General features: G+C 64.8%; 13 protein-coding genes. 9 read left to right on the top strand and 4 right to left on the bottom strand.

Annotation, left to right across the window (positions count from 1 at the left end):
- Positions 1 to 455: 455 nt before the first annotated feature.
- The 7 genes from Q1A36_RS11775 to acnA all read left to right on the top strand — a co-directional run bounded on the left by Q1A36_RS11775 (position 456) and on the right by acnA (position 8,644).
- On the top strand, positions 456 to 1,217 hold the full coding sequence (locus Q1A36_RS11775; protein ID WP_299843952.1) for a response regulator transcription factor: 762 nt from the start codon (positions 456 to 458) through the stop codon (positions 1,215 to 1,217).
- Positions 1,214 to 1,735: a hypothetical protein gene (locus Q1A36_RS11770; protein ID WP_299843949.1), complete on the top strand. Its 522-nt coding sequence runs from the start codon at positions 1,214 to 1,216 to the stop codon at positions 1,733 to 1,735. The genes Q1A36_RS11775 and Q1A36_RS11770 overlap by 4 nt, the downstream gene beginning before the upstream one ends.
- Before the next feature lie 448 nt (positions 1,736 to 2,183).
- Entirely contained in the window at positions 2,184 to 3,149 is a 966-nt protein-coding gene (locus tag Q1A36_RS11765; RefSeq protein WP_101753406.1) for a tripartite tricarboxylate transporter substrate-binding protein, read from the top strand.
- Positions 3,150 to 3,207: 58 nt separating this feature from the next.
- Positions 3,208 to 3,678 carry a tripartite tricarboxylate transporter TctB family protein gene (locus Q1A36_RS11760; RefSeq protein ID WP_299843946.1) on the top strand — a complete coding sequence of 157 codons (471 nt, stop codon included), beginning with the start codon at positions 3,208 to 3,210 and terminating at the stop codon, positions 3,676 to 3,678.
- Between the two features lie 7 nt (positions 3,679 to 3,685).
- The gene (locus Q1A36_RS11755; protein WP_299843943.1) at positions 3,686 to 5,185 is read left to right on the top strand and encodes a tripartite tricarboxylate transporter permease; all 1,500 of its coding nucleotides are present in this window, start codon (positions 3,686 to 3,688) and stop codon (positions 5,183 to 5,185) included.
- 11 nt (positions 5,186 to 5,196) lie between these two features.
- A complete protein-coding gene (locus Q1A36_RS11750) occupies positions 5,197 to 6,072 on the top strand; it encodes a GntR family transcriptional regulator (RefSeq protein ID WP_299843940.1) in 876 nt (291 codons plus the stop codon).
- A 1-nt stretch (position 6,073) separates the two neighbouring features.
- Entirely contained in the window at positions 6,074 to 8,644 is a 2,571-nt protein-coding gene (acnA, locus tag Q1A36_RS11745; RefSeq protein WP_299843937.1) for an aconitate hydratase AcnA, read from the top strand.
- 57 nt (positions 8,645 to 8,701) lie between these two features.
- Here acnA and Q1A36_RS11740 read toward each other — a convergent pair whose 3' ends face one another.
- The 3 genes from Q1A36_RS11740 to mog all read right to left on the bottom strand — a co-directional run bounded on the left by Q1A36_RS11740 (position 8,702) and on the right by mog (position 11,458).
- Positions 8,702 to 9,781, bottom strand: a complete 1,080-nt coding sequence (locus tag Q1A36_RS11740) for a DUF475 domain-containing protein (protein ID WP_299843935.1) — start codon at positions 9,779 to 9,781, stop codon at positions 8,702 to 8,704.
- Between the two features lie 205 nt (positions 9,782 to 9,986).
- Entirely contained in the window at positions 9,987 to 10,808 is an 822-nt protein-coding gene (locus tag Q1A36_RS11735) for a universal stress protein (protein ID WP_299843931.1), read from the bottom strand.
- 107 nt (positions 10,809 to 10,915) lie between these two features.
- Positions 10,916 to 11,458 carry a molybdopterin adenylyltransferase gene (gene mog / locus Q1A36_RS11730; RefSeq protein WP_299843928.1) on the bottom strand — a complete coding sequence of 181 codons (543 nt, stop codon included), beginning with the start codon at positions 11,456 to 11,458 and terminating at the stop codon, positions 10,916 to 10,918.
- Between the two features lie 139 nt (positions 11,459 to 11,597).
- Between mog and Q1A36_RS11725 the strand changes: the two genes are divergently transcribed.
- Positions 11,598 to 11,807 carry a DUF2945 domain-containing protein gene (locus Q1A36_RS11725; protein ID WP_299843925.1) on the top strand — a complete coding sequence of 70 codons (210 nt, stop codon included), beginning with the start codon at positions 11,598 to 11,600 and terminating at the stop codon, positions 11,805 to 11,807.
- A 9-nt stretch (positions 11,808 to 11,816) separates the two neighbouring features.
- Complete coding sequence (locus Q1A36_RS11720; RefSeq protein WP_299843922.1) at positions 11,817 to 12,380, top strand: DUF488 domain-containing protein; 564 nt, start codon at positions 11,817 to 11,819, stop codon at positions 12,378 to 12,380.
- On the opposite strand, the gene Q1A36_RS11715 is transcribed toward Q1A36_RS11720, so the two are convergent.
- Positions 12,373 to 13,599 (bottom strand): argininosuccinate synthase, encoded by a 1,227-nt coding sequence (locus Q1A36_RS11715; RefSeq protein ID WP_299843919.1) that lies wholly within the window; start codon positions 13,597 to 13,599, stop codon positions 12,373 to 12,375. The two genes, Q1A36_RS11720 and Q1A36_RS11715, sit on opposite strands and share 8 nt — an antisense overlap.
- Between the last annotated feature and the right edge of the window lie 97 nt (positions 13,600 to 13,696).

Genomic DNA, 13,696 nt, shown 5'->3' with positions numbered 1-13,696 from the left:
AGCACGTGTGCCTGCCCAGTTACCGGTGACTGAACAGCAAGCCGATTCCGATCGCCGAGCGCATGCTCACCGTCACGACGGCGCGACCGTCTTCGTCCTGCTGGTAATCCGGATGGCCCGCCTGTCACCTTGAGCGGATCCGGCTGGAGGGTGGCGGACATGCCGCTCCACCGACCACGGACCAAACTACCCCTCTGTCCCCGCCGCGGCCTAGCCGCACGAACAGTCTAGACCTCGACGCCCCGAGTGGGGGATGGAATCAGCCTGCCGGGTATAGCCGCCGGTCGCGCGATAGGCCGGGACTGGCCCTGATGAGCTAATTCGAACGGCTAGGCTGGGATAAGCCATTCGCGCAGGCTACTTATTTTCTTAGGAGTTACATTCGAATTTTCGGCGCGCAATCTTCTTTGAATGCTTGCTGGATATGTTATAGTCGACCAATAGATAAAAATTTAATGAGCCAGAGCGGAAGCATTGATGACGTCCCCCCGCCGTCCGCAGCATGGCCAACAGGGAAAATGACGATGAACTTGGTATCCTATGACGACGAATCCTTCGCCTCGGCCTCGCCCCTTCCGATCAGCGCAGCCGAAGTCATGTTCGTCGGGAATCAGTGCAATTTCTCGGGCAGCCTGATCGCCGCGACCAGCCAGGAGCTGGGGCAGATCACCTCGGCGGTGCTTCATTCCTTTGCAGAATTTCAGAAATTCGTGACGCAGACCGGCCTGGTCCCCACTCTGGTGATTCTTGACGAGCCGACGATTCGGAACCTGTCCGAATCGGATCGCAGCTTTCTTCTTGGCCTCGACGGCCTGTCGCTGGGGATCGCCTTCAGCAGTCTTGCCTTTGGCGCAGATTCTTATTCAAATAACAACTTTAAGGCGAATACAGTAAGTATTTTCCCGTTAAATGTGCGACTCGATATCTGGCTATCGATCATCAAGCTGATTGCCCATGGCGGCAGCTACGTCAGCCCCGAGGTCTCGGCTCACCGCGAGGTGGCCGCGCCGCCGGCGCCAAGCGGGGAAAGCGGGTTGACCCAGCGCCAGCTTGACGTGCTGCAACTGGTTGCGGACGGGCAATCGAACAAGCGGATCGCGGCCAAGCTGGGCCTGTCGATCCACACGGTAAAGCTGCATCTGCACAATGCGAGCCTGCGCCTCGGCGCCCGGAATCGCACCGAAGCCGCCATGCGCTATCGTTCCCTCAAATCGTGACCCCTCCCCCTTCGCCCGACTCCGGCACCCCGCATGAGCCCAGTCTGGACAGCGTTCTGCTGCGTGTGGGGCGGTTGAACTATGCCTGGAGCAATACCGAAAGCCTGCTGGTGCACCTGCTGGCCGGGCTGACGGGGATGCAGAAGGATGCGGCGGTCGTGGTCTTCCTGTCGGTCAACTCGACCCGTGGCCGGATAGAGATGGTCGAGCGGCTTGGGAAACTCTTGCTGAAGCCCGGCCCCGAGTTGCAGGAATTGCTGGACCTGACCACGCGGTTCTCGAAACTCTCGACGGTGCGCCACAGGTATAATCACAGCATCTGGTCCTTTCAGGAGGACGGGTCGATCTCGACCATCCTGATGCGCATTGCCGACCGCCGCGACCGCATCCGAATGGGCCAGAAGCAGCTTCTTGACGAAGATCAACTCGCCCGCCTGGATCAAGATCTGGAGATGATGTCAGAGCTTAACCGCAACATCTGGCAATTTCTGAAAAATCGCGGATATTCGGTAACATGAATGTAAAGATTATCTGAAGCGAATATCTATTCAGCCCAAGGATTATCCCCGGATATAACCGGACCAATCCGGTTTTGGCGCATTTGTGACATCTCGTCACCGTGCAGACTTTCCTGCATGCCCTGTCCGAATGGCTGGGTCGGTCAGGAAGAAGCCCGAATTCAGGGCCGCAAGATTCGAAAATATTAACATAAATTAGTTTCAGATATGCACTCTGAGCAAATGCATCATGAATGCAAAGGCGTGTCGCCGATCGTGCCGCAGCGCAGCGATAAGATCATTTGCCTGACAGGCCGTTCCGGACATAGGGTTGCGACACCAGTGTCGGCGCGCAGGCGTCCTTGGGACGGGTTCCAGAGCCCGCCGCGCGGCCCGCTTCATCATTGCATTTTATCATCAAATACTGCAATGTGATTCGCGACAGAGGTCCACAGGGAGGAATAACCAGATGTCGCTTATCTCGCGCCGCTTTGCTGCGGCATGCGTGGCCGTAACCATGGCCATCTCGCCCGTCGCGGCGCAGGAGCTTGAAGACCTGACCCTGACCGCGCCGGCAGGTGCCGGGGGTGGCTGGGATTCGCTTGCACGGTCGCTGCAGGAAACGATGATGAAGATCGGCACGGCGAAAAGCGTGCAGGTCATGAACGTGCCGGGTGCCGGCGGCACTGTCGGTCTGGCGCAATTCTCGCAAAGCGCGGCCGGATCGCCCAACCAGCTCTTGGTCGGCGGGATCACCATGGTCGGCGCCATCATCACCAACAAGGCGCCCGTCAACCTGACCGGCGTCGAGCCGCTGGCCCGCATGACCGGCGACCCGCTGGTGGTCGTGGTGCCGAAGGATTCTCCGATCCAGACGCTGGCCGATCTCAGCGCCAAGATCAAAGAGGATGTCGGCGGCACCATCTGGGCCGGCGGCTCGGCCGGCGGCGCGGACCATATCCTGTCGGCGCTGATCACCGAGGCCTCGGGCGGTGATCCGTCCAAGGTGAACTATGTCGCCTATTCCGGCGGTGGCGAGGCGCTGGCGGCCATGCTGGGCGGCCAGGTGACGGCCGGTATCTCGGGCTATGGCGAATGGCAGGGCCAGATCGAATCCGGCGACCTGCGGGCGCTGGCGATCTCTTATCCCGAGCCGATCGAGGGCATCGAGGCGCAACCGCTGAAGGCGCAGGGCATTGATGTTGAGCTGGTCAACTGGCGCGGCCTCTTCGCCGGTCCGGGCATTGCCGAGGCCGACAAGGCGGCACTGGCAGCAGCGATTGAGACCACGGTGAAATCGCCTGAATGGCAGGAAATCCTCAAGGCGCGCGGCTGGACCGACTATTACGCCCCGGCCGACGAGTTCAAGACCTTCGTCGAATCCGAAAACGAGCGCGTCCATGCCGTGCTGAAATCCATCGGCCTGGCCGAATGATCCCAAGGCGGGCGGAGGGAAAATCCTCCGCCCGCCTTTCTCGATGGGGGACAGATCCATGAACATGACGGAACGCAGCGGGCTGCATCGCCCGACCGCGATCATCGGCCTCGGCCTGTTCGCGCTGGCCGCGATCACCTGGAACGATGCGCGCTCCATGACCATCGCGGCGAATTACGGCGTCGGCGCCGACGCCGCCTCCTATTTCGTCGCCGCCTTCCTCGCCGTGCTGGGTGTCGGCCACCTGATCACCGCTCTGAAACCCGGGATCGAGGCCGATGAATGCGACTGGGGCGCGGTCGCCTGGATCGGGCTGGCGCTGCTTGGGCTGATGGGCTCGATTGCCTTCGGCTTCGGCTTCATCCTCGGATCGACCCTGCTTTTCGCCTTTACCGCCCGCGCTTTCGGGCGCCGCGCGCTGGTCGTGGACCTGATCATCGGCTTCGTCCTCTCGACGCTGATCTTCCTGATGTTCAACAAGCTTCTGCAACTCGCGCTGCCCATGGGGCCGCTGGAAAAGATGTTCTGAGGTCGCCATGGATTCCGTTCTTCTCCTGCTCCAAGGCTTCGGCACCGCCATCGAGCCGATGAACCTGGCCTTCGCCGCCATCGGCGTCATGCTGGGCACGGCCGTCGGCGTGCTGCCGGGCATCGGCCCGGCACTGACCGTTGCGCTGCTGCTGCCGGTCACTTTCAAGATGGACCCTGGCGGCTCGCTGATCATGTTCGCCGGCATCTATTACGGCGGCATGTATGGCGGTTCGACCACGGCCATTCTTCTGAACACGCCGGGCGAAGCCGCCTCGGTCGTCACCGCCCTCGAGGGCAACCAGATGGCCCGCAAGGGACGCGGCGGGCCGGCGCTGGCCACTGCCGCCATCGGTTCATTCGTCGCCGCGCTGATCGCCACGCTGGGGCTGGCCTTCCTTGCGCCGATCCTCGTCAAGATCGCGGTCAAGTTCGGGCCCTGGGACTATTTCGGGCTGATGCTGATTGCCTTCGTCACCGTCTCGGCGACCTTCGGCTCCTCGCCGCTGCGCGGCTTGACCAGCCTTGGCATCGGGCTGTGGCTGGGGCTGATCGGCATCGACCAGCTGACCGGGCAGACCCGGCTGGCCTTCGGCGTGCCTAACCTCTTCGACGGGATCGAGGTCACGACGCTGGCCGTGGGTCTGTTTGCCATCGGCGAGGCGCTCTATGTCGCGTCACGCCATGCCTATGCACCGGAAAAGCCCATGGCGATCAAGGGCTCGATCTGGATGACCAAGCGGGACTGGTCGCGCTCGTGGAAGCCATGGCTGCGCGGCGCGGGCATCGGTTTTCCCATCGGCGCGCTGCCGGCGGGTGGGGCCGAGATCCCGACTTTCCTCAGTTACACGACCGAGCGCAAGCTGTCGCAGCATCCCGAGGAATTCGGCCATGGCGCCATCGAGGGCGTGGCCGGACCCGAGGCGGCGAACAACGCCTCGGCCGCCGGCTCGCTGGTGCCGCTTCTGACGCTTGGCCTGCCGACCTCGGCCACGGCGGCGGTGATGCTGGCGGGTTTCCAGCAATACAACATCCAGCCCGGCCCGCTGCTTTTCGTCCAACACGCCGATCTGGTCTGGGGCCTGATCGCCTCGCTGTTCATCGCCAACGTGATGCTGCTGGTTCTGAACCTGCCGCTGGTCGGCCTCTGGGTGCAGCTGTTGAAGATCCCGCTGCCCTGGCTTTATGCCGGCATCCTGGTCTTCGCGACCATGGGCACCATCGCCTCGAACCCTTCGGTTGTCGAGCTGATGCTGCTGTCGGGCTTCGGTCTTCTGGGCTTCCTCATGCGACGCTATGATTATCCGGTCGCGCCGGTGATCGTCGGGCTGATCCTTGGCCCGATGGCCGACAGCCAGTTGCGCCGCGCGTTGCAGATGAGCCAGGGCGACCCGATGATCCTGCTGCAGCATCCCGGCTCGGCCATCATGATCGCCATTGCCGCCATCGCCCTGATCGCGCCGTTCATCTTCAAGGGTCTGGCGAAGTTCCGGCAGGACGAGGACTGAGGCCCGCCATCATGTCGCGCCCCAGCCTCGCCCCCAAGATCATGTCGCAGATCCTGGAACATGCCCGCGCAGAAGGCATGACCAGCGGTCAGCACCTGCCGGCGCAGGCCCTTGCCGATGTCTTTCGCGTCTCGCGCGCGCCTGTCATCAGCGCCCTGCGCCTGCTGGAGAAACGTGGGCTGGTCCGGTCCGAGGATAACCGGGGCTTCTTTCTCGATCAGGACGCGGCGAACCTGCCGGTTCTGGCCGAGGAGGATGAAGAGGCGATCTATTTACGCGTGGCCGATGACCGGCTGGCGGGGCGGTCCCCCGACCGCTTCAGCACCACCGAGTTCATGCGGCAGTACCAGCTGTCGCGTGGGCGCGCCCAGCAACTGCTGCTGAGGATCGAGGACGAGGGCTGGATAGACCGCCTGCCTGGCAATGGCTGGCAGTTCAGCGAAACGCTCACCTCGCCCATGGCCTATGCCCATGCCTATGACTTCCGCGCGGCGATCGAACGCGAGGCGCTGTTGCAGCCGGGCTTTCGCATCGACGCCGAGGGTTTTGCCGAGGCCCGCGCCCGCCAACAGCAGATGCTGGCAAGCTTTGCCAGCGACAGCCGCAGCGCGGTCTTTCGCGCCAACAATGATTTCCACGAGATGCTGATGCGCTGCTCGGGCAATCCCTTCTTCATCGACGCCTTGCAGCGCGCCAACCGGCTGCGGCGGCTGATCGAATACCGCGTCACCACCGACCGCTCGCGCCTGCCGCAGCAGGCAGCCGAGCATCTGCAGCTTCTGGACCTGATCGAGGGCGGTTCGCTGCCCGAGGCGGCCGATTTCCTGCACCGCCACATTGCCGAGGCCGGCCGCGCCAAGGTCGCGCTGTTCAACCGGGACGACTGACATGACCCACGAGACGACGTTTGAGGCTGGCGGCTCCCGCTGGCAGATCATCGATTTGCCTGCCGCCGCCGGTGGCCGGCTGGCGCGGATGCCGCATATCCACAGGATCTTGCTGGAAAACGTGCTGCGCACCGCCGGGCCGGATGCCGATGCCGCCGCGAATGCGATCCTTGCGGCAAGTGATGGCCCGGTCGACGCGGAAATTCCGTTCCTGCCCTGCCGGGTGCTGATGCATGACACCACCTGCGGCCCGGCGCTGGTGGATATTGCCGGGATGCGCTCGACACTTGCCGAGGCCGGGTTCGACCCGGCGCTGCTCAACCCGGTGCTGCCGGTCGATGTCTCGACCGACCATTCGCTGGCCGTCGATGCCTTTGGCGGAAGCAACGCGATGGCGCGCAATCTGGCCAATGAATACCGCCGCAACGGCGAACGCTACCGCTTCATGAAATGGGCCTCGGGCGCGCTGGACCGCTTTACCGTCCATCCGCCCGGCACCGGCATCATGCACACGCTGAACCTCGAGCGGCTGTCGCGGGTGGTGCAGGCCGAGGGGGGATGGCTGTTCCCCGATGCGATGATCGGCACCGACAGCCATACGCCGATGGTGAACGGCATCGGCGTGCTGGCCTGGGGCGTGGGCGGGATCGAGGCGGAAAGCGTGTTCTTCGGGATGCCGGTGACGCTGCGGGTTCCCGATGTGGTGGGCGTGCGGATGACCGGGCACCTGCCCGAGGGCGTCACCGCCACCGATCTGGCCCTGACCGTGACCGAGCGCCTGCGCCGGATCGATCTGGCCGACCGCTTCGTCGAGTTCTTCGGGCCGGGCGTCAGCACGCTGTCGGCCGGGGAACGCTCGGTCATCGCCAACATGACGCCGGAGTTCGGCGCCAGTACCGGATTCTTCCCGGTCGATCAGGCGGTGCTGGACTACCTGTCCGCAACGGGTCGCGAGCCGGGCCATGTGGCGCTGGTCGAGGCCTATTGCCGCCGTCAGGGGTTGTGGTTTGATCCCGCCGAGACCCCGCACTTCAGCGAAGTCGTCGAGATCGATCTGTCGCGGATCGTGGTCAGCGTGGCCGGACCCCGCCGCCCGCAGGACCGGCTGTCCGCCTCGCAGACACCAGCCGCCGCAGCCGAGGTTCGGGGCGGACCCGCCGGTCCTGCCAGCGTTGCGGGCGTGCCTGATGGCGCGGTGGCCATCGCCGCCATCACCTCCTGCACCAATACCTCGGACCCCGGGCTGATGGTCGCCGCCGGTCTGGTCGCGCGCAAGGCCCGCGCCCTTGGCCTGACCCCGCCGCCCTGGGTCAAGACCTCGCTGGCCCCCGGCTCGCCCACCGCCCGACGCTATCTCGAGCGTGCCGGGCTGATGGAGGATCTCGAGGCGCTTGGCTTTGGCATCGTGGGTTTTGGCTGCACCACCTGCATCGGCAATTCCGGGCAGCTGACCGAGGCCTCGCAACAGGCGCTGGCCGAGGGTCGGCTGCAGGTCGCGGTGCTGTCGGGCAACCGCAACTTCCCGGGCCGGGTCCATCCGCAACTCGAGGCCGGTTTCCTCGCCTCGCCGCCGCTGGTCGTGGCCTTTGCGCTGGCGGGCGATGTGGAACGCGATATCCTGACCGATGAGATCGCCCCCGGCGTCACGCTGGCCGATCTCTGGCCCACAGGCGCCGAGATCGACGCGGCGCTGGCCCTTGCCGCCCGCAAGGATGACTTCGCCGCCGCCTATGACGAGGCCGAGGACAGCCGGATGTGGGCCGAACTCGAGGCACCGGACAGCGACCTGTTTCCCTGGGACGAGGCCTCGACCTATATCCGCCGTCCGCCCTTTGCCGGCTTTGGCGAGGGCAGCCGGCTTGGAAGCTATCAGGCGCGGCCGATCCTTGTTCTGGGCGATGACATCACCACCGACCATATCTCGCCCGCCGGTGCTATCCCGGCCCAGGGCGAGGCGGGCGAGTATCTGATCGCGCACGGCGAGAACCCGTGCGATCTGAACGTGTTCTCCTCGCGTCGCGGGAATTGGGAGGCGATGCTGCGCGGCCTTTTCACCAACCGCAATGTGAAGAACCTGCTGGCGCCCGGCATCTCCCCCGGCTCGACCCGCCTGCCCGATGGGCGGGACCTGCCGCTGTGGCAGGCGGCCGAGGTCTATCGCGCCGAGGAACAGCCCGTGGTCATCGTCGCGGGCGAGCGTTACGGCATGGGTTCGTCGCGGGACTGGGCCGCCAAGGGCGCGGCGCTCTTGGGTGCGCGGGCGGTGCTGGCGGTCAGTTTTGAGCGCATCCACCGGGCGAACCTGATCGGCATGGGCGTCTTGCCGCTGCGCCTGCCCGCCGGGGTGACGCCCGCAACGCCGGCGCTGAGCGTCGATGACCGGATCGAGATTGCGGCGGATGAGGCTGCTCTCCGTCCCCGCGCGCCGGTTCCGGTTCGTATCCTGCGCGCCGATGGCCGGGTCGAAGACCTGACCGCCACAGCCGCCATCGAAACCTCGCTGGAGGTCGAGACGCTGCGGCAGGGGGGGCTTCTGCCGCAGATCCTGAAGCGGCTGACCGCGCAGGCGTAGCAAAGAAAACGGCCGCAGGGTTTCCCCTGCGGCCGCGTTTCGTTTTACCGGATCAGATCAGCTTGCATCCGCCCGCGTGGTCTTGTTCCAGCGCATCGAGGACCACAGCGACAGGCCGATCAGCGCCGCGCCGCCAAGGCCGGTGACGACCTCGGGAATGTGGACGAAGCTCTGCAGGAACATGATCACCGACAGCGCGATGATCGCGTAGAACGCGCCGTGTTCCAGATAGCGGTACTGGGTCAGCGTGCCCTTCTCGACCAGCATGATGGTCATCGAACGCACATACATCGCGCCGATGCCAAGCCCGATGGCGATGACGAAGAGGTTGTGGGTCAGCGCGAAGGCACCGATCACACCGTCAAAGCTGAACGAGGCATCCAGCACTTCCAAATAGAGGAAGGCACCCAGACCGCCCTTGGCCCCGGCCTGCATCATCTCCTGGCTACTGTCGAGAAGACCCCCCAGCACCTCGACCAGCAGGAAGGTCAGCAGGCCCCAGATGGCCGACTGGAAGAAGACCTGCGATTCCACCGGATCGAGGAAGCGCGAGACGATCAGCACCGCGACCAGCGCGACGGCGACTTCGATGCCGCGGATGGTGGCGTATTTCTGCATCCGGCGTTCCAGCCAGCGGACCCAGTGCACGTCCTTCTCGTGGTCGAAGAAGAAGCTGAGGCCGACCATCATCAGGAAGGTGCCACCGAAGGCGGCGATGGGCAGATGCGCCTCTTTCATGATGCGCGAATATTCGTCGGGCTGGGACGCGGCCAGGACCATCGCCTGCCAGGGGCCGATCTTTGCGGCCACCACGACGATCAGCAGCGGGAAGACGATCCGCATGCCGAAGACGGCGATGATGATGCCCCAGGTCAGGAAGCGGTGCTGCCATTCCGGGGTCATGTCTTTCAGCTTGTTGGCGTTGACGATGGCGTTGTCGAAGCTGAGCGAGATCTCCAGCACCGCCAGCACGCAGCAGATGAAGAAGATGGTCAGCATCCCGCCCATCGTGCCGGTCATCTGCCAGCCAAGCGCCGCGCCGAGCGCGAGGCCAAGCGCGGTGACGATGAAGGCCCATTTGAAATAATGCAGCATCCCGCCCTGGGGTGCTGCGTCGGTCGAGGTTCCGTTTGACATGTCAGAATCGTCCCTGCGGCGTTGTTCAAGAACAGTGCCGACATCACGAACGTGCCGCCACGTCCGCCAGAGGGGCCCGGTCACCTCGGGGCGTTCACGAATGCGCGAACGTCGCCGACATGGAGGGATTCCGGGTGCAGTTCAAGCCCCCGGCACAGGCCTGCGACAAAAAATCTTCGCCTCGGCGGCAGTCAGCCCAAGCGCGTCAGTGCGACATCAGCACCGGCAGCTTCGCCTGTTCCAGAATGTCGCGGGTGACGCCACCCAGCAGGTCTTCCGAGAACTTGCTGTGCTCGTAGGCGCCCATGATCAGCAACCCCGCTCCGGTCTCGCTGCAGGCGTCAAGAATGGTCGGGCCGATCCCGGCGGCCGAAGCCGGGCGGATCAGCAATTCGGCCTCGATCCCGTGCAGGGCCATCAGCCGCAGCACATCGGCGGCGTAATCCGACGGCAGCCCCTCGCCGATCCCCAGCACCGTGACCTTCTCCTTGGTGCCAAGGATATGCATGGCATCGGCCAGTGCCCGCGCCGCCGCCCGCTTGCCATCCCAGGCCAGAAGCGCGGTCTCGAGAATCGCGGGCTTCTGATAGCTGGCCGGCACGATCACCACCGGTCGGCCCGAGCGCAGCGCCACCACATCGGGGCGCACGGCGAAGTCCCCGGCGGCGTTGCCCTCGGCCGCGCCGCCCATGGTCAGGATGTCATGGCCCCGCGCGGTCTCGGTGATGCTGTCGCCCTTGCCCGAGAGCACGCGGAAATCCGAGCGGTCCAGCAGCCCCGCCTCGGTCACGGCGGCGGTGAAGGCCGCGCGGCGTTCCTCGACGAACTCGGCCTCGGCCTGATCGAGGATGCGGTCGATCTCGCGGGTGAAGATGGCGCCAGCGCGGCGGCGCAGAGGGTTCTGCGGCTGCCAGACCGCCCCGGTCAGATGCGCGTCGTATTTCTGCGCCATCTGCACCGCCAGCCGCAGGGCTGCCGCCCCGCCGCCCGAACCGGTGTAATTCGTCAGGATGCTGCGGATGGCCATCGGAACTGCTCCTTGTGCGAGGAAGGCGGAAACGGGCTGCTACCGGAAAATCTAGGATGCGGATCGGGGAGGGTCAATCGCGGTCGGCGTTGGCAGGTCGGGCGCCCCTATTTCCCCTTTGGCCTGAACGCCTTGATCTTGGCCGGGTCGGTCTCGATCCGCCCCGCCCCCATCAGGTCGAGGCAATAGGGAACGGCGGCAAAGACGGCATTGAGGCAGGTGGCAATGGCCGAGGGCTTGCCCGGCAGGGTGATGATCAGCGAGGCATCGCGGATCGCGGCGGTCTGGCGCGACAGGATCGCGGTCGGCACCTCGGCCAACGAGGCGCGGCGCATCTCCTCGCCGAAGCCGGCCAGTTCCTTGTCCATCACGTCGATCACCGCCTCGGGCGTCTGGTCGCGCGGCGAGGGGCCGGTGCCGCCGGTCACAAGGATCAGGTCGCTGCCAAGTTCCGCCAGTTCACGCAGCTTGGCGGCCACCCCCTCGCGCCCGTCGGGGATGATGTGGCGGGAAATCTCCATTGGCGACGTGATGACCTCGCTCAGCCAGGCTTCGGCCCCCGGCCCGCCCTTGTCCTCGTATTCACCGCTGGCAGCGCGGTCGCTGACGGTGACGATGGCGATGCGGGCGGTGAGACGCTGGTCGGTCATGGCGGGGCCTTTTTCGGTGACGCTGCCCCATTCTGGTCGGGTGTCATCGAGAATGAAAGAGGGCGCGACGGTGATTGGCCTTTCGGACGTTCCTGGCCTACCCTGTCCCTACCCCGAATGGAAAACGAGGGAGGGTTCCATGACCCACAGATTCAGCGTCGGCGATCACGTGAGCTGGAATTCCGAGGCCGGTCGCGTCTCGGGGCGGATCATCGCCGTGCATGTCAGCGATTTCGACTACAAGGGCTATAGGCATCACGCCTCGGACAGTGATCCGCAATACGAGATCAAAAGCGACAGGACCGACCATATCGCCGCCCACAAGGGCAGCGCGCTGACGCTGATCTGACCGGCCCGCGTGACCACGCCCTTCTATACCGTCGGACATTCCGACCGCAGCTTGCAGGAGTTCATCGACCTGCTGGCGAGCGCCGGGGTCGGTTTTGTCGCCGATATCCGCAAGATGCCGATGTCGCGGGCCAATCCGCAGTTCAATCGCGATGTTCTGGCCGGGGCGCTGGCCGAGGCCGGGATCGGCTACGAGCATCTCGCCAGCCTTGGCGGCCTGCGCAGCCGGGACCGCGCGGTGCCCTTCGCGGTGAATGCGCTGTGGCGGAACCGCAGCTTTCACAATTACGCCGATTATGCGCTGTCGCCCGAGTTTCGCGAAGGGCTGGCGCATCTGCTGCGGCTTGCCGCAGATCGCCGCGTTACCGTCATGTGCTCGGAAGCCGTCTGGTGGCGCTGCCATCGCCGGATCGTCGCCGATTACCTGATCGCGGGCGGCCAGCCGGTGTTTCACATCATGGGCGAGGGCCGGCTGGAGCCCGCGGTGCTGACGCCGGGCGCGGTTCTCACGCCCGGTGCCGGGATCACCTATCCGCCCGCACCCGAAGGCGCGGGCGGGGATGGGCTTACTTGAACTTGGCGTTGCGGTTGGCGACCAGCTTCAGCCGCAGCGCGTTCAGCTTGATGAAGCCCGCCGCATCCTTCTGGTCATAGGCCCCGGCATCATCCTCGAAGGTCACATGCGCCTCGCTATAGAGCGAATGATCCGACCAGCGACCAACGGTGCTGACATTGCCCTTGTAGAGCTTCAGCCGCACGGTGCCGGTGACATGTTCCTGCGACTTGTCGATGGCGGCCTGCAGCATCTCGCGCTCGGGGCTGAACCAGAAGCCGTTGTAGATCAGTTCCGCATAGCGCGGCATCAGGCTGTCCTTCAGATGCCCCGCCCCGCTGTCGAGCGTGATCTGCTCGATGCCGCGATGGGCCTCCAGAAGGATGGTGCCGCCCGGTGTTTCATAGATGCCGCGGGATTTCATGCCGACAAAACGGTTCTCGACGAAATCCAGCCGCCCGATGCCATGCTTGCGACCGTATTCGTTCAGGTCGGTCAGGATGGTCGCGGGCGACAGTTTCTGGCCGTTGATGGCAACTGCATCACCCTTCTCGAAGGTCACTTCGATATAGTCGGGCGTATCGGGCGCGTCCTCGGGATTGACCGTGCGCTGGTAGACGTAATCGGGCGCCTCTTCCGCCGGGTTCTCCAGCGCCTTGCCCTCGGACGAGGTGTGCAGCAAGTTCGCATCGACGCTGAAGGGCGCCTCGCCGCGCTTGTCCTTGGCGATGGGGATCTGGTTCTTCTCGGCAAACTCGATCAGCTTGGTGCGCGAGGTCAGATCCCAGAGCCGCCAGGGCGCGATGACCTTGATCGCGGGGTCAAGCGCATAGGCAGAAAGCTCGAACCGCACCTGGTCATTGCCCTTGCCGGTGGCGCCATGGGCCACGGCATCGGCGCCGTGCTGATGGGCAAGCTCCACCAGACGCTTCGAGATCAGCGGCCGGGCGATCGAGGTGCCCAGAAGGTACAGCCCCTCGTAGACCGCATTTGCGCGGAACATCGGGAAGACGAAATCGCGCACGAATTCCTCGCGCAGATCCTCGATATGGATGTTCTCGGGTGCGATGCCCAGAAGCTCGGCCTTCTGGCGCGCGGGCTCCAGCTCTTCGCCCTGCCCCAGATCGGCGGTGAAGGTGATGACCTCGCAGCCATATTCGGTCTGCAGCCATTTCAGGATGATCGAGGTGTCCAGCCCCCCGGAATAGGCAAGGACGACTTTCTTCGGCGCGTCGGTCATGGTGATCGGCCCTCTTATCCACGATGTTGCGGCGTGGAATAGGGGGAATCGCGCCGTCTCACAAGGCCTTGCCCCCTGCGCCCCTTGCCAAATCCGC

The organism is uncultured Paracoccus sp. (assembly GCF_947487305.1).
Lineage (GTDB): Bacteria > Pseudomonadota > Alphaproteobacteria > Rhodobacterales > Rhodobacteraceae > Paracoccus.
Note: the sequence above shows the minus strand (reverse complement) of the source record. Positions and strands in the feature narration are given on the sequence as shown.

What these genes read in the sequence shown, in the direction of transcription:
- Q1A36_RS11775 (WP_299843952.1), top strand. Translation starts at nt 456, where the DNA reads ATGAGCCAGAGCGGAAGCATTGATGACGTCCCCCCGCCGTCCGCAGCA.
- Q1A36_RS11765 (WP_101753406.1), top strand. Translation starts at nt 2,184, where the DNA reads ATGTCGCTTATCTCGCGCCGCTTTGCTGCGGCATGCGTGGCCGTAACC.
- Q1A36_RS11760 (WP_299843946.1), top strand. Translation starts at nt 3,208, where the DNA reads ATGAACATGACGGAACGCAGCGGGCTGCATCGCCCGACCGCGATCATC.
- Q1A36_RS11755 (WP_299843943.1), top strand. Translation starts at nt 3,686, where the DNA reads ATGGATTCCGTTCTTCTCCTGCTCCAAGGCTTCGGCACCGCCATCGAG.
- Q1A36_RS11750 (WP_299843940.1), top strand. Translation starts at nt 5,197, where the DNA reads ATGTCGCGCCCCAGCCTCGCCCCCAAGATCATGTCGCAGATCCTGGAA.
- acnA (WP_299843937.1), top strand. Translation starts at nt 6,074, where the DNA reads ATGACCCACGAGACGACGTTTGAGGCTGGCGGCTCCCGCTGGCAGATC.
- Q1A36_RS11740 (WP_299843935.1), bottom strand. Translation starts at nt 9,781, where the DNA reads ATGTCAAACGGAACCTCGACCGACGCAGCACCCCAGGGCGGGATGCTG.
- Q1A36_RS11735 (WP_299843931.1), bottom strand. Translation starts at nt 10,808, where the DNA reads ATGGCCATCCGCAGCATCCTGACGAATTACACCGGTTCGGGCGGCGGG.
- mog (WP_299843928.1), bottom strand. Translation starts at nt 11,458, where the DNA reads ATGACCGACCAGCGTCTCACCGCCCGCATCGCCATCGTCACCGTCAGC.
- Q1A36_RS11725 (WP_299843925.1), top strand. Translation starts at nt 11,598, where the DNA reads ATGACCCACAGATTCAGCGTCGGCGATCACGTGAGCTGGAATTCCGAG.
- Q1A36_RS11715 (WP_299843919.1), bottom strand. Translation starts at nt 13,599, where the DNA reads ATGACCGACGCGCCGAAGAAAGTCGTCCTTGCCTATTCCGGGGGGCTG.